12 protein-coding genes and 1 pseudogene are annotated in these 18,304 nt (G+C 62.3%); 5 read left to right on the top strand and 8 right to left on the bottom strand.

Going from position 1 to position 18,304, the window contains the following annotated elements; translation table 11 throughout:
• Positions 1 to 175 precede the first annotated feature (175 nt).
• The 4 genes from KGA89_RS12450 to KGA89_RS12435 form a co-directional block, all read right to left on the bottom strand.
• Positions 176 to 1,501 carry an alginate export family protein gene (locus tag KGA89_RS12450; protein WP_223471694.1) on the bottom strand — a complete coding sequence of 442 codons (1,326 nt, stop codon included), beginning with the start codon at positions 1,499 to 1,501 and terminating at the stop codon, positions 176 to 178.
• Positions 1,502 to 1,583: 82 nt separating this feature from the next.
• Positions 1,584 to 2,933, bottom strand: coding sequence for an aminotransferase class III-fold pyridoxal phosphate-dependent enzyme (locus KGA89_RS12445; protein ID WP_223471693.1), 1,350 nt, complete (start codon positions 2,931 to 2,933; stop codon positions 1,584 to 1,586).
• 11 nt (positions 2,934 to 2,944) lie between these two features.
• On the bottom strand, positions 2,945 to 4,366 hold the full coding sequence (locus KGA89_RS12440; RefSeq protein ID WP_223471692.1) for an aldehyde dehydrogenase family protein: 1,422 nt from the start codon (positions 4,364 to 4,366) through the stop codon (positions 2,945 to 2,947).
• Between the two features lie 84 nt (positions 4,367 to 4,450).
• Positions 4,451 to 5,899 (bottom strand): APC family permease, encoded by a 1,449-nt coding sequence (locus tag KGA89_RS12435; protein ID WP_003200784.1) that lies wholly within the window; start codon positions 5,897 to 5,899, stop codon positions 4,451 to 4,453.
• A gap of 311 nt (positions 5,900 to 6,210) precedes the next feature.
• Between KGA89_RS12435 and KGA89_RS30790 the strand changes: the two are divergent.
• The 4 genes and pseudogenes from KGA89_RS30790 to KGA89_RS12420 form a co-directional block, all read left to right on the top strand.
• A pseudogene (locus KGA89_RS30790) lies at positions 6,211 to 7,404 on the top strand (HAMP domain-containing protein); the annotation flags it as partial.
• A gap of 102 nt (positions 7,405 to 7,506) precedes the next feature.
• Positions 7,507 to 8,262, top strand: a complete 756-nt coding sequence (locus KGA89_RS30785) for a methyl-accepting chemotaxis protein (protein ID WP_371916756.1) — start codon at positions 7,507 to 7,509, stop codon at positions 8,260 to 8,262.
• A 117-nt stretch (positions 8,263 to 8,379) separates the two neighbouring features.
• On the top strand, positions 8,380 to 9,549 hold the full coding sequence (locus KGA89_RS12425) for an efflux RND transporter periplasmic adaptor subunit (protein WP_223471690.1): 1,170 nt from the start codon (positions 8,380 to 8,382) through the stop codon (positions 9,547 to 9,549).
• Positions 9,550 to 9,552: 3 nt separating this feature from the next.
• Complete coding sequence (locus KGA89_RS12420) at positions 9,553 to 12,648, top strand: efflux RND transporter permease subunit (protein ID WP_223471689.1); 3,096 nt, start codon at positions 9,553 to 9,555, stop codon at positions 12,646 to 12,648.
• A 133-nt stretch (positions 12,649 to 12,781) separates the two neighbouring features.
• On the opposite strand, the gene KGA89_RS12415 is transcribed toward KGA89_RS12420, so the two are convergent.
• From KGA89_RS12415 to KGA89_RS12400, 4 genes are all read right to left on the bottom strand, one after another.
• Positions 12,782 to 13,630, bottom strand: coding sequence for an ureidoglycolate lyase (locus tag KGA89_RS12415; protein ID WP_003200777.1), 849 nt, complete (start codon positions 13,628 to 13,630; stop codon positions 12,782 to 12,784).
• 31 nt (positions 13,631 to 13,661) lie between these two features.
• Positions 13,662 to 14,402, bottom strand: coding sequence for an SDR family oxidoreductase (locus KGA89_RS12410; protein WP_003200774.1), 741 nt, complete (start codon positions 14,400 to 14,402; stop codon positions 13,662 to 13,664).
• Positions 14,399 to 15,781, bottom strand: coding sequence for an MFS transporter (locus KGA89_RS12405; RefSeq protein ID WP_003200772.1), 1,383 nt, complete (start codon positions 15,779 to 15,781; stop codon positions 14,399 to 14,401). Before KGA89_RS12405 ends, KGA89_RS12410 begins: the two co-directional genes overlap by 4 nt.
• Before the next feature lie 275 nt (positions 15,782 to 16,056).
• Positions 16,057 to 17,007 (bottom strand): LysR family transcriptional regulator, encoded by a 951-nt coding sequence (locus tag KGA89_RS12400; protein WP_223471688.1) that lies wholly within the window; start codon positions 17,005 to 17,007, stop codon positions 16,057 to 16,059.
• A gap of 113 nt (positions 17,008 to 17,120) precedes the next feature.
• Here KGA89_RS12400 and KGA89_RS12395 point away from each other — a divergent pair, with 113 nt between their 5' ends.
• Positions 17,121 to 18,302 carry a fumarylacetoacetate hydrolase family protein gene (locus KGA89_RS12395; protein ID WP_003200768.1) on the top strand — a complete coding sequence of 394 codons (1,182 nt, stop codon included), beginning with the start codon at positions 17,121 to 17,123 and terminating at the stop codon, positions 18,300 to 18,302.
• Positions 18,303 to 18,304 lie beyond the last annotated feature (2 nt).

Here is an 18,304-nt window from a genome sequence, read left to right as displayed (position 1 = left end):
GGCCACACCGCTGCCCTGTGGGAGCTGTCGAGCGAAGCGAGGCTGCGATCTTTTCGCCCCCCCATTGAGTCCCAAGCGAAAGATCAAGATCAAAAGATCGCAGCCTTCGGCAGCTCCTACATGTCCCGGCGGGAGCAAGCTCCCTCGCCACAGGTTTTATCGAACACCCCCTACTTCAGAACGGAACGGCCACCGTCACCTGGCTGTACACGTTGGTGCCATTGCCCGCCACTTGATTGGCCCCGGTCGTTGCATCCCGATCCGGCTTGTAGAGGCCTATCAGCGGAGTGATGATCACATGCTCGTTGACCGCCCACTCGGCATACAGATCCAGCTCACGGGCATCCAGGTTCAGGGCGTTATCCTTGCGTACCGTGTTGAAATCAAAATACAACACGCCAAGGGTCAGGTTTTCCAATGGCGTGGCCTTCAAGCCGACATGGTGGATAGCCGTATTGCTGTTGAAGGGCCCTGCATAGTTACCCGCGACTTCGCCCTGGAACCAGGTGCCATAGCCCGTGCTCTGCCCGGTGAACAGCGAGTCCCACTTCTGGGAATAACGGCTGTAGCGGTACGTCAGCTTCGGAGCCCAGGCGAGATCGGCAAAGGTGTAGCCGGCCTCGGCGTACCAGGCGTTCTGCGGGCCGGCGTCCTTGTCCTGCCAGGCGTATTCGAATGCCAGGCTGGCGTTCTCGATGCCCGCGTCACCTTCACCACGAATGCTGTAGACGTCCATGCCCTTGCGTTGCTTCTGGAAATCGCTGGCCCACTGCTCGTTCACGTCGAGGCCATGTATCCAGGTCAGCCCCAACGTGCCCGCCTTGGCGGTGTAATCGAGCGTACCGGCGGCCAGTTCGGTTTCGGCCTGGGCGCGGTTATCGGACTTGAGCCACACCACACTGCCATGCAGCCCATCCTGCCCGCCGAGACGTAATACGGCGGTTTGATCGAACGCGTGCCGGGCAGCCAGGTAATAGGCTCCACCGCGATTCAAGCGACCATCGGCAGGCCCCTTGCCCAGGTTCGGCCCGTCATCGTTGATCAGGAAGCCCCTGCCCAGCTTGACCACCTGGCGACCGCCGGAGATATCGACACCGTCCTGTCCCAATACGGGGAACAGATCGGCGGAACGCCAACCCAGGTAAGCGTCTTCAATCTTCGTCTTGCGCTCGCTGCCCAGTGTATTGCCGGCCGCGTCGCCATCGCCCCAGGTGGCGGAACTGACCAGGCTGAACGCCCCGTAGGCGGTGCCATGGCCGGCCAGGCCCTGGTCGCCGCTGACGCCATACTTGATGAAGCCTTCGCGCCAGGTTGAACCACCTGGCCTGCCGTCGTAATTCTTGCGACTGTTGAAAAGACCGAACACGGCCAGCATGTCGGCGTTGAGGTGAGTATCGTCATCGGCATACAACTCATAGGCCTGGACCTGACTCGCAGCGCAGAGCGCCAGCGTACAGGCAAGGCCACTGCCGAAAAATCCCATACGCGATAGATTTCGCATGGCTGGAGCTCCTTATGGTGCGCCCTTGTAGGCTGTTTTTATATGCAGGAGCCGGCACCGCAAGCGGCACCGGCTGGCCGGGCTAACGGCAGTCAGCGAGTGCGCTGTCCAACGCGCCGACCATCATGGCGGCCTCGTCGGACGTGAGAGTCAGCGGCGGCGACATCACGATTTTGTTGCCTATCGGGCGCATCAATACGCCGGCCAGGCGCGCCTGCTCGGCGATGCGCGAGGCCAGGCCCGTTGCAGGGTCAAGCGGCTCGCGCGTGGCCTTGTCCACCACCAGGTCCACGGCGATCATCAAGCCTTTGCCACGCACTTCGCCCACCACTGCATAACGTTCGGTCAGCGGTTGCAGTTGCTCCAGCAACTGGGCACCGACTTTCCCGGCGTTGCCCGGCAAATCCTCGGCCTCGACGATGTCCAGCACTGCCAGGGCCGCCGCACAGGCAGTCGGGTGCCCGCTGTAGGTGTAGCCGTGCATGATTACGTTGCTGAAACCCGGGCCGTTCTCGATGGCATCGACCATGCGCTGGTTGAAGACCGTGGCGCCCATGGGGATGTAACCGGCGGTGATGCCCTTGGCCAGGCACAGTACGTCGGGAGCGACGCCCCAGCCACGACTGCCGAGCATGCAGCCGGTGCGGCCGAAACCCGTCACCACTTCATCGGCGATCAACAGGATGCCGTGGCGGTCGCAGACTTCGCGCAGCCTCTTCCAGTAGTACGCGGGCGGCACGATCACACCGCCGGCACCTTGCACCGGTTCGGCGATCAGCGCGGCAATGGTCTGCGGGCCGAGCAGTGCGATATGGTCTTCCAACTGACGAATGCAGTGAGCGGTCAGTTCTTCCGGATCGCGGCAGTCCCAGGGGTTGCGGTACAGCCACGGCGTGTCGAGCAGATGACAGCCAGCCAGCAGCGGCCCGTGGTTGTAGTGATACACGCCGTTGCCGCCCACCGAGGTGCCGCCCATGTGCACGCCATGGTAACCATTGCGCAATGACAGAAAGCGCGTGCGCCCTGGCTCGCCGCTGGCGATCCAGTATTGGCGGGCCATTTTCAGGGCCGTCTCGACCGCATCGGAACCGCCGGAGCTGAACAACACCCGGGTCATGTTTTCCTGGGCGAACATCGACGTCAGCCGCTCGGCCAAGTCGAACACCCGCGGATGGGCGATGCCGTCGAAGGTCTGGTAATAAGCCAGTTCGTCCAGCTGCGCGGCAATGGCCGCCTTCACTGAAGCCCGGTTATGGCCCACGTTCACGTTCCACAAACCGCCGACCCCATCGAGCATGCGATGGCCTTCGATATCGGTGATGTAGTTACCGTCGCCACGGGCGATGATCAACGTCTTGGACCGGTTCGCCGGCGCCGAAGAACTCATCGGGTGCCAGAATTTTTTTGGTGCTGTCTTGTATTGCTCGTACATGGTTGCATTCCTCACTCTGTTTCACGCTTGCGTACGTACAGCAGTTGCTGGCCGGTGAACTCCAACAACCCTTCAAGGCCGAACTCGACGCCGAACCCGGACATCTTGCTGCCGCCAAACGGCGTATTCGGTTGGATCTGCGCATGACAGTTGACCCAGGCCATACCACATTCCAGGCGACTGGCCAGGGCCTGTGCCTGCTCGCTGTCGCGTCCCCAGACCGATCCACCCAGGCCCATGTCGCCAGCATTGGCGCGACGCAGGACATCCTCGACATCCTGGTAGGCAATCAGCGGCAACACCGGCCCGAACTGCTCCTCATCCACCAGGCGCTGCCCATCGGTCACATCGGCGACCAGCGTCGGCGGATAGAAGAAGCCGGGGCGGTCCAGACGAGCACCGCCACACAACACACGCGCACCCTGGGCGCGGGCATCCGCCACCAGTTCCTCCACCAGCGCCAGCTGTTCGAGGTTCTGCACCGGGCCAAACGTGACCCCGGGCGCCAGGCCGTCACCCACTACCTGACGCTGGGCGATCAGGGTCAGGGCCTCGGCAAAGGCCTCGTACTGGGATTGGTGGATGTATAACCGCTTGAGAGCAGCGCAGGTCTGCCCCATGTTCAGGAATGCGGCCTGGAAAATATCTTCGGCGACCGCCGCGACCGAGGTGCCTGGCAGCACGATGGCGGCATCGTTGCCGCCCAGCTCCAGGGTCAGGCGCTTGAGGTTGCCGGCGGCGCCGCGCATCACGCTCTGGCCGGTGGCGGTGGAGCCGGTGAAGACAATCTTCTGGATACCGGCGTGGGAGGTGATCGCACTGCCGAACCCTTGTTCACCGGTCACGCTATTGATCACGCCCCGAGGCACGTGGCGAGCGATGACTTCCACCAGGCGCAGGGTGCTCAAGGGGGTCAGGCTCGATGGTTTGCTGATCACACAGTTACCGGCCCGCAATGCCGGCATGATGTGCCAGACAGCGATCATGAACGGCCAGTTCCAAGGCGTGATCGACGCGACCACGCCCAACGGCTTGCGGTGCAGTTCAATACGCTGGGTCGGGGTTTCTTCCACCAACTCCACGGGAATCTGCTGCTCGGCGGCATAGCGCGTCCAGGCCACCGCACCCATCACTTCGGAGAACGCCAATTCCAGCGGCTTGCCCTGTTCCAGGACAATGAGCCGGGCCAACGCCTCGGCTTCCTGTTCGAGATCGGTAGCGATGCTCAGAAGGCGCTGGCGGCGATCTTCATGGGTGCTGTGTCGCCACTCGACAAAGGCCGACTGCGCCGCTTCGACGGCAAGGTCCAGCTGGGCCAGGGAACCGGCCGCGCATCGAGCGAACACCGTAGCGGTCGCCGGATTGAGCACATCAAAGTGCCCGTTTTCACCGTCGACCCGAGCCCCATTGATGAGCATTTGATAATCGTGCATAGAACCTTCCTTTCACGCGCTGACGAACCGTCCCGAACGACAGCGGACTTGTTTTCTGGGTGGATTGACGTTGTGCCTGACGCCTCAGAGCTTGTGGCTTCCCAGCGCCATGAACCGCTCGGGCGATACCTTGCGCAATCGAGCGGCGAGGAACACGCCGACGATCAGCGCGGCGGGAATCACAGCGCATAGGCCATAGGACAGAAGCTGGCTGGCGCCGGTCAGCACGTCGAAATGAATCACCGCAAGGGCCAGGACCGCCAGCAATGCCAGGCACGAAAAGACCGGAAGAATCCGACCGCGCCAGAGCCCCAGCTTCAGCTCCGGGTGAGCGCGAAAATAGACAAACACCGCCGCTGAGGTCAGCGCCATGAGCAGGATCACGCACAGCGTGGCCAGGTTGGAAAACCAGGCGAACAGTTGAAGGATCGGATCGGCGTCCAGCGCGGCGAAGATCAGCACCACCACCGCCGCGATCAGGCTTTGCAGGACCGAGCCCATGTGCGGACTCTGGTGCACGCGATGGGTGGTGCCCAACCGGCTGTGCAGCAAACCGTCACGACCGATGGCATAGAAATAACGCGCTGCGGCATTGTGGAACGCCAGCAGCCCGGCGTAGATGCTGACCATGAACAGCACGCGGATGATCTGGGTCAGGTGCGGGCCGACAAAGTGATCGGACATGCCGTAGATGAACGTGGTGGGATCCTGGAGCGCTTGAAGGGTCGGCACGATCTTGTCGGCCCCGACGCCAATCACCATCGCCCAGACCGACAAGGCATAGAAACCACCGATCAACAACACCGAGCTGTAGGTGGCAATGGGAATCGTGCGGTGCGGATTTCTCGCCTCCTCGCCGTAGATGGTGGTGGCCTCGAAGCCGATGAACGCCGCGAAGCAGAACAGCAAGCCGATGGACGGCGTGCCGCTGAACACATGGCTGCGATCGAACGAATCGAGATTGATGCCACTGTCGCCACCGGTTTTGAGAATGGCGAAATCCAGCGTCAGGATCGCCAGGTACTCGGCAATGACCACCACCGACAGCACCCGGGCCGACAGGTCAATCTTGCGATAGCCAAGAATCGCGATGCTCGCCATCGCCAGCAACGAATAGGTCCACCAAGGCAAGTCCAGGCCAAAGACGCTGGCCATCGTGCCACTGACCACGCCGCCGAACATGCCGTAGAGGCCAACCTGCAGAATGTTGTAGGCAAACATCGCCAGCACGCCCGCCGCGCCGCCGGCCAGGCCACCCAAGCCGCGGGAGGTGAAGGCATAGAACCCACCGGCGTTGGTCATGTGGCGGGACATGGCGGTGTAGCCCGCCGAGAACGCCAGTAACACCAGCAAGGCCAGGAGCAGCAATGCCGGCGTGCCAGCGCCGTTGCCCAGCATGATGCCAATGGGGAAACCGCCGGCGATGACGCTCAAGGGACTCGCCGCCGAAATCACAAAGAAGATGATGAAACCGACACCCAAGGCGCCGCGCTTCAACTCCGTCGAGCTGCTGATCGGGAAAGATACACTCATTGTTCTTGACCTTATTGTATGAGGCAGTGTTGCTGGATCGGAGACGGCCAGCTTCGCCGACTTCCAAAAGCTTATTGTTTTGCTTGCACGCTGGATTCGATCCTAGGCCCTTGCCAAAACCCTTCGCTATCCCAAAACGGCAGCATCCAAAGCCGCGCCCCAAAACAGGTCAACACTCCTGCATGCCGCGTGCAGCGGCTGCCGATTCGGGATAACCGGCAGGCGTTTCCTCTCGCAAGATAGCCTTGCCCGTCCCTCAAACAGTGCTGGGCACAGAACAATAAAAATCCCTAAGCGCAGGAAACCTCAGCATGTTCTTCACTCGTCTCTCTATCCAATGGCGGATCACGCTCTTGAGTGGCCTGTGCTTGCTCGCCGTCGTCGGGGCATTGACCGGCGCTTCCTTGTATCAGAACCAGCAAGGCGCAACGCTGCTCAAGCAGCAAAGCAGTCAACTGCTGGGGCGCTCGGCCCTGGAAGGCCTGCAGGCACAGGCCATGGCCCATGGTCAGCGGGTGGAACGCTTTTTCAGCGAAACGGCGATCTATGGGGAAGGTTTTGCCCAGCAGGTCTTGCAACTGCGCGCCCAAGCGTGGAGCGGGCGACTGACGCCAGGGCAACTGCGCCGGGACCTGATCGCCGCGACCCGCCAAGCCCTTCAAAACCGCGAAAAAGTCCTCGGTTTCTACGTGGTACTGCTTCCCGACGCGCTGATCGGCGAAGATGTCGGTTTCACTGGCCAACGTGATCTGGCCGGCAATGAAAAAGGTCGCTTTGCGCTGTACTGGTCGCAAAGCCAACCCGGCAATTTGGTGCAAGAGGTGCTCAGCGAAGCCCAGATCAGTGCCAACACCGCACCACCGGGCAGCGAGCCGGCCAACGCTTGGTACGTCTGCCCGCAGACCCAGGGGCGCACCTGCGTGACAGAGCCCTACGCGATCGAGGTCGAAGGCCAGAAGACGTTGATGAGCAGCATCTCCATACCGTTGCTGGACCAGGGCAAAGTCATCGGCGTGGTGGGCATGGACATCAGCCTCGATACCCTTCAGCAACTCGCCGCCAGCCTTGCCAACGACCTGTACCCCGGCCACAGCGAGATCAACATTCTTTCCCCGTCAGGGCAAGTTGCCGGCCATAGCGGCACGGTTGATGGCATCTCCATCGACGTTCAGCAAGCCGTGCAAACCGCTCCCGCCAATACGCCCTGGCAATTGCAGATACGCGTGCCTGAGTCGCTTGTGCAAGCGCCAGCCCTGCAAATGCAGACCCAGCTGGACGACAAGCGTCGCCAGTCCAACTGGTTCAACCTCAGCCTGGGCTTGCTCGCCAGTTGTCTGGGATTATTGCTTATCTGGCTGACGGCCTACGGCGTCACACGGCCCTTGCTCAGGGTGGCGCACATGCTCGACGCCATTGTCGAGGGCGACGGCGATCTCACCCAGCGCCTGCCCAACGACCGCCACGATGAATTGGGCCAACTGGCGAAGGGCTTCAATCGCTTTCTCGACAAATTGCAGCCCATCATCCGCGATATCCAGCAAGCGTCCCTGGACACCCGCGACACCGCCGATACCTCGGCGCAGGTGGCCCGGGAAGTCAGCGCAGGCATGCACACGCAGTACCGGGAGGTCGAGCTGGCCGCGACCGCCCTGCATGAAATGAGCACCAATGCCCAGGAAGTGGCCCGCCACTCCCACCAGGCGGCCGATGCCGCCACCGTTGCCGAAAACGCCAGCCGATCAGGACGTGAATTGTTCGCCAACGCGGTCACCAGCATCGACAGCCTGGACCGGCGCCTGGAGACCACGCTTGAGCAAGTGCAGGCGCTGGCCGGCAACAGTCAACACATCGGCCAGGTGCTGGACGTGATCTGCGCCATTGCCCAGCAAACCAACCTGCTGGCCTTGAATGCCGCCATCGAAGCCGCCAGGGCGGGTGAACAGGGGCGCGGCTTCGCGGTGGTGGCTGACGAAGTCCGCCATTTGGCCAGCAACACCCAGAACTCGGTCGAGCAGATACGCACGGTGATCGAAGCGTTACAACAGTTGAGCCAGGAGGTCGTGCACAGCACCCAATTGAGCCGCGAGCAGGCCAGGGACAGCGTCGTTCAAGTCGAAAAGACCCAGGCGGCACTGCAACACATCAGCGACGCCGTGGAAGTGATCGAGCACATGAACCAGCAGATCGCCAGCGCTGCCCTGGAGCAAAGCGCTGTGGTCGAGGACATCAGCCATCGCGTCAGTGACATTCGAGGGATCAGCGAGACCTTGACCGGCCAGATGGAACAAGCATCGCAGGCCAGCCACTCGCTGCATGCCATGGCCAACCGTCAACAGCAGTTGGTGGGACATTTTCGGATCTAGTGGCCCCAGAAACAGACCACTAGGGTGCTTACACAATTTCACAGAGCGCCTACAAAGCTTCACCCCTGCCATTGACCTCGCCCCCTACCATGGGCGGCTCAATATTGGGGAAGCACCATGTCCAAGATTCCTTTCGTCACACTGGGCCTGTTGGTCGGGGCACTGCTGCTCAGTGGCTGTGATAGCGCCTCGACCCCGGAGGCATCCGCTCCGCTGGCAAGCGTGCGCGTTGAAACCGTCCAGGCCCGGCCACTGTCGATCAGCAACGAGCTGAGTGGCCGGATCGCCGCGCCGCGGGTCGCCGAAGTCCGGGCGCGGGTGGCCGGCGTGGTCTTGCAGCAGGTGTTTCGTGAAGGCCGCGACGTCAAACAGGGCGAGGTGCTGTTTCGCATCGATCCGGCACCATTCAAGGCCGACCTGGACAGTGCCGAGGCGGCATTGCGCAAGGCCGAGGCGAATGCGTTCCAGGCCCGCTTGCAGGCACAACGTTACGCCCAGTTGATCGATGACAAGGCGATCAGTGGCCAGGATTACGACAACGCCCGGGCCAGCGTGCGCCAGACCGCCGCTGACGTCGCTGCCAGCAAGGCCGCGGTGGAGCGGGCAAAACTGAACCTGGGGTACGCCACGGTGACCGCGCCGATTTCCGGACGGATCGGTCGCGCCCTGGTGACGGAAGGCGCCCTGGTCGGGCAGAACGAAAGCACGCCGTTGGCGTTGATCCAGCAACTGGACCCAATCCACGCCGACCTCACGCAGTCGACCCGCGAACTCAACGACCTGCGCCGCGCCTTTCGTTCAGGGCTTTTGCAAGCGGTCGGCCAGGGCCAGGCCAAGGCCACGTTGATTCAGGACGATGGCAGCCCCTATCCGCTACCCGGCAAATTGCTGTTCACCGACCTCAGCGTCGACCCGAGCACCGGCCAGATCACCCTGCGCAGCGAATTCCCCAACCCCGACCTGGACTTGCTGCCTGGCAGTTTCATTCGCGTGCGCCTGGAACAGGCGGTCAATAGCCAGGGCATCACCGTGCCTCAACGGGCGATCCTGCGAGACAGCGCCGGAGTCGCCCAGGTGTTGCTGCTGGACGCCGAGCAGAAGGTCAGCCAGCAACCGGTGCAACTGGGCGTCGCGCAAAACGATCGCTGGGTCGTCACGCAAGGTTTGAAACCCGGCGACCGCATCGTCATCGAAGGCCTGCAACACGCCCGTCCCGGCGAGCACGTCCAGGTCGATGACACCCCACTTCCCCTCGCCCAGGTTCCCGGGCCACAGGCAGGACACTAAGCCATGCCGCAATTCTTCATCGACCGCCCGGTGTTCGCCTGGGTCGTCGCGTTGTTCATCCTGTTGGCCGGTATCCTGGCCATTCCACAACTGCCGGTGGCGCAATACCCGGTCGTGGCCCCGCCACAAATCGAGATCTACACCGTCTACCCGGGTGCTTCGGCGCAAACCGTGGATGAAAGCGTGGTCAGCCTGATCGAGGAAGAGCTGAACGGCACCGACAACCTGCTGTATTTCGAGTCCCAGAGCAGCCTGGGCAGCGCCACCATCACTGCGACCTTCCAACCCGGCACCAACCCGGAACTGGCCCAGGTCGACGTGCAGAATCGCCTCAAGGCCGTGGAGTCGCGCCTGCCGCAAGCGGTGACCCAGCAAGGCCTGCAAGTGGACAAAGTCTCCGCCGGCTTCCTGCTGCTGATCACCCTCACCTCCAGCGACGGCAAGCTCGACGACGTGGCCCTCAGCGACTACCTGGCGCGCAACGTGATGAACGAGATCAAGCGCCTGGACGGTGTCGGCAAGGCCCAGTTGTACGGGGCCGAACGGGCCATGCGGATCTGGATCGACCCGCAGAAACTCGTCGGTTTCAACCTGACCCCGGCCGACGTCAATGCCGCCATCGTGGCGCAGAACGCCCAGGTGTCGGCCGGTAGCCTGGGCGATTTGCCGAGCCGCAGCACCCAGGAAATCACCGCGACCATCGTCGTCAAAGGCCAGCTCAACACGCCGCAGGAGTTCGCCGACATTGTGCTCAAGGCCAACCCCGACGGCTCGACGGTGCGCATCGCCGACGTGGCACGGGTGGAAATCGGCAGCCAGGAATACCAGTTTTCCACGCGCCTGAACGGCAAGCCGTCCACTGCCGTGGCGGTGCAACTGTCGCCGGGCGCCAATGCCTTGAACACCGCGACCCTGGTGCGCAACAAGATGGACGAGCTGTCACGCTACTTCCCGGCCGGCGTGGAATACAAGATTCCCTACGACACCTCACCGTTCGTCAAGGTCTCGATCACCAAGGTGATCTACACCCTCGGCGAGGCGATGTTGCTGGTGTTCGCGGTGATGTTCCTGTTCCTGCAGAACATCCGCTACACCCTGATCCCGACACTGGTAGTGCCGGTGGCGCTGATGGGCACTTTCGCGACGATGCTCGCGCTGGGGTTCTCGATCAACGTGCTGACGATGTTCGGCATGGTGCTGGCCATCGGCATCCTGGTGGACGATGCCATCGTGGTGGTGGAGAACGTCGAGCGGATCATGGCCCAGGAAGGCTTGTCGCCCAAAGAGGCCACGCGCAAGGCCATGGGGCAGATCACCGGGGCGATCATCGGCATCACGCTGGTGCTGGTGGCGGTGTTCATTCCGATGGCGTTCATGCAGGGCTCGGTGGGGGTGATCTACCAGCAGTTCTCGCTGTCGATGGCGACTTCGATCCTGTTCTCTGCGTTTCTCGCACTGACCTTGACCCCGGCGCTTTGCGCGACCTTGCTCAAACCTGTCGCCAAGGGTGATCACCACGCCAAGAGCGGCTTCTTCGGCATGTTCAACCGTAGTTTCGACCGATTCGGCGAGCGCTATCAAGGTTGGGTGGCCTATGCGGTAAAACGCAGCGGCCGTTATCTGCTGATCTACGGCGTGTTGCTGGTGGGCATGGGCCTGCTGTTCAGTCGCCTGCCCTCCTCGTTCCTGCCGGTGGAAGACCAGGGCTACACCATCACCGACATCCAGTTGCCACCGGGTGCCAGCAAGAGTCGTACGGTGCAGGTGGTGGAACAAATCGAAGCCCACAACGCCGGTGAACCGGGGGTCGGTGACAGCACGATCATTCTCGGTTTCAGCTTCTCCGGCAGTGGGCAGAACGCGGCCCTGGCCTTCACCACTCTCAAGGACTGGTCGCAACGCGGCGCCGATGATTCGGCGGCGTCCATCGCCGACCGCGCCAACCTGGCGCTGAGCCAGATCAAGGACGCCATGGCGTTCTCGGTGCTACCGCCGCCGGTGGACGGCCTGGGCACTTCCAGCGGTTTCGAGTTCCGTTTGCAGGACCGTGGTGGCCTCGGCCATGCCACCTTGATGCAGGCCCGCAGCGAATTGCTCGCCGCCGCCGACAAAAGCCCGATGCTGATGAATGTGCGTGAAAGCGCCCTGGCGGAGGCGCCGCAGGTGCAATTGGAGGTCGACCGCAAGCAGGCCAATGCCCTGGGCATTTCCTTTGCCGACGTCGGCAGTGTGTTGTCCACGGCGGTGGGGTCGACCTACATCAACGACTTCCCCAACCAGGGGCGTATGCAACGGGTGGTGGTCCAGGCCGAGGGCGACCAGCGCAGCCAGGTCGAAGACTTGCTGAAGATTCATGTGCGCAACAACAGCGGAAAAATGGTCCCGTTGTCAGCCTTCGTCCAGGCCCGCTGGACCCAGGGGCCGGCGCAATTGACCCGCTATAACGGTTATCCGGCGGTGAGCATTTCCGGTGAACCGGCACCGGGCTACAGCACCGGGCAAGCCATGGCTGAAATCGAACGGCTGGTGGCCCTGGGGCCGACGGGACTGGGCCAGGAATGGACGGGGTTGTCCTTGCAGGAACGCTTGTCCGGCAGCCAGGCGCCCATCCTGTTGGGCCTGTCGCTGCTGGTGGTGTTCCTGTGCCTGGCGGCGCTGTACGAGAGTTGGTCGATCCCGACCTCGGTGTTGCTGGTGGTGCCGTTGGGTGTGCTCGGCGCGGTATTGGCCGTGTCGTTGCGCGGCATGCCTAACGATGTGTTCTTCAAGATCGGGCTGATCACCATCATCGGCCTGTCGGCGAAAAACGCGATCCTGATCATCGAGTTCGCCAAGAGCCTGTACGACGAAGGCCACGACCTGATCGACGCCACGCTCCAGGCAGCACGCCTGCGCCTGCGGCCGATCATCATGACCTCGCTGGCCTTCATCCTTGGGGTGGTACCGCTGGCGATTGCCACGGGCGCCAGTTCGGCAAGCCAGCAGGCCATCGGTACCGGAGTGATCGGCGGGATGATCACCGCGACACTGGCGGTGGTGTTTGTGCCGGTGTTTTTTGTGGTGGTGATGAAGCGCGTGAGGCGTGTTGATCCCAAGTGAGGTTAAGCCAGACCATCGCTATCGCGAGCAAGCTCGCTCCCACAGGGGCCTGCGGGGCACATGAATTGTGTGCCTGCCGAAGATCCAATGTGGGAGCGAGCTTGCTCGCGATAGCAGTGGTCCGGTCTAGCCCTCAGTCCGCCTGCACCGTGACCTGGCGCTGCTCGCCCAAGCCCTGGATTCCCAAGCGCATGGTCTGGCCCGGACGCAGGAACACCGGGTTGGGCTTGATGCCCAAACCGACGCCGGGCGGCGTGCCGGTGGAGATCACATCCCCAGGTTGCAGGCTCATGCAGCGGCTCAGGTAGGCAATCAGTTGCGGCACGCTGAAGATCAGCGTTCGGGTATTGCCGTTCTGATAGCGGTGTCCGTCGACCTCCAGCCACAGGTCCAGCGTATGCGGGTCGGCGATTTCGTCCCGGGTCACCAACCACGGCCCAAGGGGACCGAAGGTGTCAAAGCCTTTGCCCTTGTCCCAAGTACCGCCGCGCTCCAGTTGCCACTCGCGCTCGGACACATCGTTGATGACGCAGTAGCCGGCGACATGCTCCAGGGCGTTCGCTTCGTCGATGTAGCGCCCGCCTTTCCCGATGACCACGCCCAGCTCGACTTCCCAGTCGGTCTTGAGCGAGCCGCGCGGGATCTGGATGTCGTCGTTCGGCCCGCAGATGGCACTGGTCCACTTGTTGAAGATGATCGGCTCTTTTGGCACCTCCATGTTCGACTCGGCCGCATGGTCGGCGTAGTTCAGGCCGATGCAGATGAATTTGCCGACCTGGCCGACACAGGCTCCGATCCGTGGCTGGCCGGCCACGATCGGCAAGCTGCGCGGGTCGAGGGCGGCGAGCGTTGCCAGGCTATCCGGGCCGAGAACCAGCCCGGCGATGTCCGGCACATGGGCCGAGAGGTCGCGGATCTGATTGTCGGCATCCAACAGCCCGGGTTTTTCCGAACCTTTTTCGCCGTAGCGCAATAGTTTCATGTCGTGCTCCTGCTCAAGTGAAGACCGGGGTTCAGATGCTCATGCCACCGTCGATGATGTGGATGGCACCCGTGGTGTAGGCGCACGCATCGCTGCCCAGGTACAACGCCAACTGCGCGATCTCTTCAGTGTGGCCGATGCGGCCCATGGGCTGGCGGTCGAGAAATTGCCGGTAGACCTGTGCCTCATCGACGCCCTGCTGCGCGGCCTGGTCAGCAATGCGCTGGCGCAACGAGGGGGAATCCACGGTGCCCGGACAGATCGCGTTGCAACGGATGCCTTGGCTGACGAAGTCGATGGCGACGGCCTTGGTCAGGCCCACTACCGCGGCCTTGCTGGTGGCATAGGCGAAGCGATTGGGCACGCCCTTGACGCTGGAGGCCACCGACGACATGTTGATGATCGAACCGCCGCCACGGGCCAGCATGCCCGGCAGGAACGCACGGATCATCCGGTACATGGCCGTGACATTGAGGTCCATCGAACGTGCCCAGGCGGCCTCGTCGCAGTCGAGGATGTTGCCGCTGTGTACGAAGCCTGCGCAGTTGAACAGCACGTCGAGCCCACCGATGCGCTCGCAGGCGGCGCTGATGGCAACGGGCGACGTGACGTCCAGGGTCATGGCGGTGATCCCTTCGATCCCCGCCAGTGCGTGGATATCGATGTCAGTGGCGAACACCTCGGCACCGGCCCGGGCGAAGGCAATGGCGCTGGCCAAGCCTATGCCCTGCCCCGCTGCCGTGACCAGTACGCGCTTGTTTTGTAGGTTCATGCGGTCTCCAGTTGGGCTGCCGTGGTGGCGTGCTTGGGTGTCCTGCCGAGCATCGAGGCGGGAATGGCCAGGATCAGTCCACCGCTGACCAAAAGACACAAGGCTAATACATAGGTGCCGTTGTTGATGTTGCCCGTGAGGGTCTCGGCCACGGCGGTGATCATCGAACCGGTGAAACCCGACAGGTTGCCGATGGCGTTGATCATGCCAATCCCGGCTGCGGCGGCGACGCCCGACAGCACGGTGCCCGGCAGGGTCCAGAAAATCGGCATCAGGCTGAGGATCCCCGAAGCGGAGACGCTGAGAAAGAGCACGGACAACACCAGGTTGTCGGCGAAGAACGCGCTGAGGATCAGGCCGGCGCCGCCAATGAACGCCGGAATTGCCGCGTGCAGGCGCCGCTCACCGGTGCGGTTGGAGTGCCGGGCGTTGAGCAGCATCACCACCACTGCCACCGAGTAAGGAATGGCGGTCAGCAAACCGATGTGCAAGCTGTTGGTGATGCCGGTGCTCTTGATGATCGACGGCATCCAGAACGCCAGGCCATAGAAGCCGGTGTTGAAGGTCAGCAGGATCAATACCAGCAACCACACCCGCGGGTTGAGGAACACTTCGCTCAAGCGCGTGGCCTTGCCCTGGTTGTCGGTTTGCAGGTTGGCCTTGAGCAGGGCTTTTTCCGCGACAGAAAGCCATTTGGCTTTGTCGATGTTGTCGGCCAGGCAGACGATCACCACGAACGCCATGATGATCGAAGGAATGCCTTCGATCAGCAACATCCATTGCCAGCCAGACAGGCCATGCACCCCTTGCATGCTGTTCATCAGCCAACCGGAGAGTATCCCGCCCAGGGTCAGGCTGACCGGCAACGCCAGCAGGAACCCGGACATCACCCGGCTCTGCCGATGGGTCGGGAACCAGTAGTTGAGGTACAGGATCACGCCAGGGAAGAAGCCCGCTTCACAGATGCCCAACAGGAAACGCAGCACATAGAACATCGTGCTCGATTCGAGGTGGAAGAAAGCCGCCAGCGGCACGGTGTAGGCCACGGCCATGGACACCACCGCCCAGGTCAGCATGATCCGGGCAATCCAGAACCGCGCGCCAAAGCGATGCAGCAACAGGTTGCTGGGGACTTCGAAGAGGAAATAGCCCCAGAAAAACATACTGGCGCCCAAGGCATATACGGTGTTGCTGAACTGCAGCTCGTTGAGCATGTCGAGCTTGGCGAACCCGATGTTCACCCGATCGAGGTACGCCGCCATGTAGCACAACAGCAGGACCGGAAGGATGCGCCAGATGACCTTGCGGTAGGTCCGGTCTTCGAAATCCAATTCGCAGGCGGGAGCCTGCGCGGGCAACTGCTCGGAGATGGTTTGCATGAGGTAACCCCTGATTGTTTTTATTGGGTCACGTCGAATGAGCGAATCATCCGGCGATTGAACGAGGACTCTACTGTCGGGAAGCGATTCTTTCCCAATGGCATTTTTGGATTAGTTGATAACGATGCGTTATCGAAATAATCTTCAGACCCATGGAACCTGTGACGAGTCATCTGTGGGAGCAAGGCTTGCCCGCGATGAAGACGACGTGGTCTGAGCGGAAACGAGGCGCCTGCATCGCGGGCAAGCCTTGCTCCCACAGATTCATACTGCCCTTAAGCAGGCTGCATGGCGGCCAGGCGCGCGTTGTCCTTGAGGATCTCGGCGAACTCCAGCGCCGCGCCCACCAACGGCTCATCCTTGCGCGTGAGGATGCCGTAATCCTGCGGCGCCAGGTGCAGTGGGGTATCGAGGGTCTTGAGCTGACCGCTTTCGAGCAGCGGATCGACCATCGCATTGGGCAGCATGCCGATCATGGGCCCGCGTTGCAGCACCTGGAGGAAGGTCTGCATGGAAATGGTGTCGATGGTATTGCGCGGCATTCCTACCCCAGCCTCGGCAAAGGCCAACTCCATGCGTGCGCGAATCGGTGTGCCGACCGGATAGAGAATCCACGGCAAGTCCACCAACTGCTGCAAGGAGACCGGACCCGCGCCAGCCAACGGCTGGCGATAGTTGACCACGATGCAGAACGGTTCCGGGGCCAACGGCTGGAAGTCATAGCGCTGCTGCTGGCTTTGATCGGTAAAACGGGCCACCGCCAGGTCGAGCGTCTTCTCTTCAAGCATCTCCATCAGGCGGTTACTGGTCTGCTCCACCACTTCAATCGACAGCAACGGCCAGCGCTGCTTGATCTGCAGGATCGCCTCGGGCAAAGCCACCGCAGTGGCGGCAAAGATCCCGCCGACCTTGAGAAAGCCGTGGCCGCCCTCGCGCAAGCTGCTGATCTGTTCGACGAACGAGCGCGCATCATTCAAGGCAATCTGCGCGTACCGCAGTACGTGTTCGCCCAAGGCCGTGGGCGGCATGCTCCGTGGCAGCCGTTCGAACAGGGCAAAGCCGAGCAGGCTTTCGATTTCCTTGAGCATCTTGCTGATGGCCGGCTGGCTGAGGTTCATCTGCTGCGCCGCCAGGTGCATGTTGCGGGTGCGCCCCAACGTGTCGATCAGCAGCAAGTGGCGGAACTTGAGCCAGCCGCAGAAGCTGGAGAAGGACAGATCTGACATGGCTATTCCTCAGGTCGGCGATAACCCGACGTTATCAAATACTGAATATATCTCATTGGAGTTTATCGAGCGGCCACCCTAGCGTGAAGGCTTTACGAACAGGAAGACTCGCCATGTCGCTACTGCTTACTCCCGAGAACACCCTGCCCGTCGATGGCGTGGCCGGAACCCTGATTGGTCGTGCCTGGGTGCCAGGCCGGATCGCCGGGCCTTCGCCCATTGCGTTGCGCAGCGACGGTGTGTTCGATCTCTCGGATCGTTTTGCGACATTGAGTGATCTGCTGGAAACCGAATCGCCGCTGGCCGCCGTGCGACAGACGCCCGGCACCTTCATCGCCAGTGTCGAAGCCCTGCTGGCCAACACCGGCCCTGATGCCGACCCGAGCAAGCCGTCGCTGTTGCCGCCACTGGACCTGCAAGTGATCAAGGCCGCCGGCGTGACCTTCGCCGCCAGCATGATCGAGCGTGTGATCGAGGAACAGGCCGGCGGCGATGCCGCGAAGGCCGAAGCCGTACGCGCCACGGTGCACAGCGTGATCGGCGACAACCTGCGCACGATCGTGCCGGGCTCCGAGCAAGCCATGCGCCTGAAGGCCCTGCTCATCGAACAGGGCATGTGGTCGCAGTATCTGGAGGTCGGCATCGGCCCGGATGCGGAGATCTTCACCAAGGCACCGGTCCTGGCCGCCGTGGGCAGCGGCAGCCGCATCGGCATTCATCCGATATCGCAATGGAACAACCCGGAACCGGAAGTGGTGCTGGCGGTGAACAGCCGTGGCCAGATCCACGGCGCCAGCCTGGGCAACGACGTCAACCTGCGGGACATCGAAGGCCGCAGTGCGCTGTTGCTGAGCAAGGCCAAGGACAACAACGCCTCCTGCGCCATCGGGCCGTTCATTCGCCTGTTTGACGAACACTTCAGCCTGGATGATGTAAGGGATTGCGTGGTCGATCTTCAGGTACAAGGCGAGGATGGCTACCGCCTGCACGGCTCCAGCTCCATGAGCCAGATCAGCCGCGACCCGCAGGACCTGGCAGGCCAGACGCTCAACGCCAATCACCAATACCCGGATGGTTTTGTGCTATTTCTCGGTACCCTGTTCGCCCCCACCGAAGACCGTGACCATGCCGGCAGCGGTTTCACCCACAAACGCGGTGATGTGGTCAGCATCAGCAGCCCGTTGCTCGGAAGCCTGCATAACCAGGTGACCCACAGCTGCGATGCCGCCCCCTGGACCTTTGGTGTCAGCGCCTTGCTGCGTAACCTCGCCGCCCGAGGACTGCTGGACCGCTAAAA

Origin of the sequence: Pseudomonas sp. A-RE-22 (assembly GCF_019956035.1) — a bacterium.
Classification (GTDB): domain Bacteria; phylum Pseudomonadota; class Gammaproteobacteria; order Pseudomonadales; family Pseudomonadaceae; genus Aquipseudomonas; species Aquipseudomonas brassicacearum.
Note: the sequence above shows the minus strand (reverse complement) of the source record. Positions and strands in the feature narration are given on the sequence as shown.

Coding starts and splice junctions, on each gene's coding strand:
- KGA89_RS12450 (WP_223471694.1), bottom strand. CDS start 1,501: ATGCGAAATCTATCGCGTATGGGATTTTTCGGCAGTGGCCTTGCCTGT.
- KGA89_RS12445 (WP_223471693.1), bottom strand. CDS start 2,933: ATGTACGAGCAATACAAGACAGCACCAAAAAAATTCTGGCACCCGATG.
- KGA89_RS12440 (WP_223471692.1), bottom strand. CDS start 4,366: ATGCACGATTATCAAATGCTCATCAATGGGGCTCGGGTCGACGGTGAA.
- KGA89_RS12435 (WP_003200784.1), bottom strand. CDS start 5,899: ATGAGTGTATCTTTCCCGATCAGCAGCTCGACGGAGTTGAAGCGCGGC.
- KGA89_RS30785 (WP_371916756.1), top strand. CDS start 7,507: ATGCACACGCAGTACCGGGAGGTCGAGCTGGCCGCGACCGCCCTGCAT.
- KGA89_RS12425 (WP_223471690.1), top strand. CDS start 8,380: ATGTCCAAGATTCCTTTCGTCACACTGGGCCTGTTGGTCGGGGCACTG.
- KGA89_RS12420 (WP_223471689.1), top strand. CDS start 9,553: ATGCCGCAATTCTTCATCGACCGCCCGGTGTTCGCCTGGGTCGTCGCG.
- KGA89_RS12415 (WP_003200777.1), bottom strand. CDS start 13,630: ATGAAACTATTGCGCTACGGCGAAAAAGGTTCGGAAAAACCCGGGCTG.
- KGA89_RS12410 (WP_003200774.1), bottom strand. CDS start 14,402: ATGAACCTACAAAACAAGCGCGTACTGGTCACGGCAGCGGGGCAGGGC.
- KGA89_RS12405 (WP_003200772.1), bottom strand. CDS start 15,781: ATGCAAACCATCTCCGAGCAGTTGCCCGCGCAGGCTCCCGCCTGCGAA.
- KGA89_RS12400 (WP_223471688.1), bottom strand. CDS start 17,007: ATGTCAGATCTGTCCTTCTCCAGCTTCTGCGGCTGGCTCAAGTTCCGC.
- KGA89_RS12395 (WP_003200768.1), top strand. CDS start 17,121: ATGTCGCTACTGCTTACTCCCGAGAACACCCTGCCCGTCGATGGCGTG.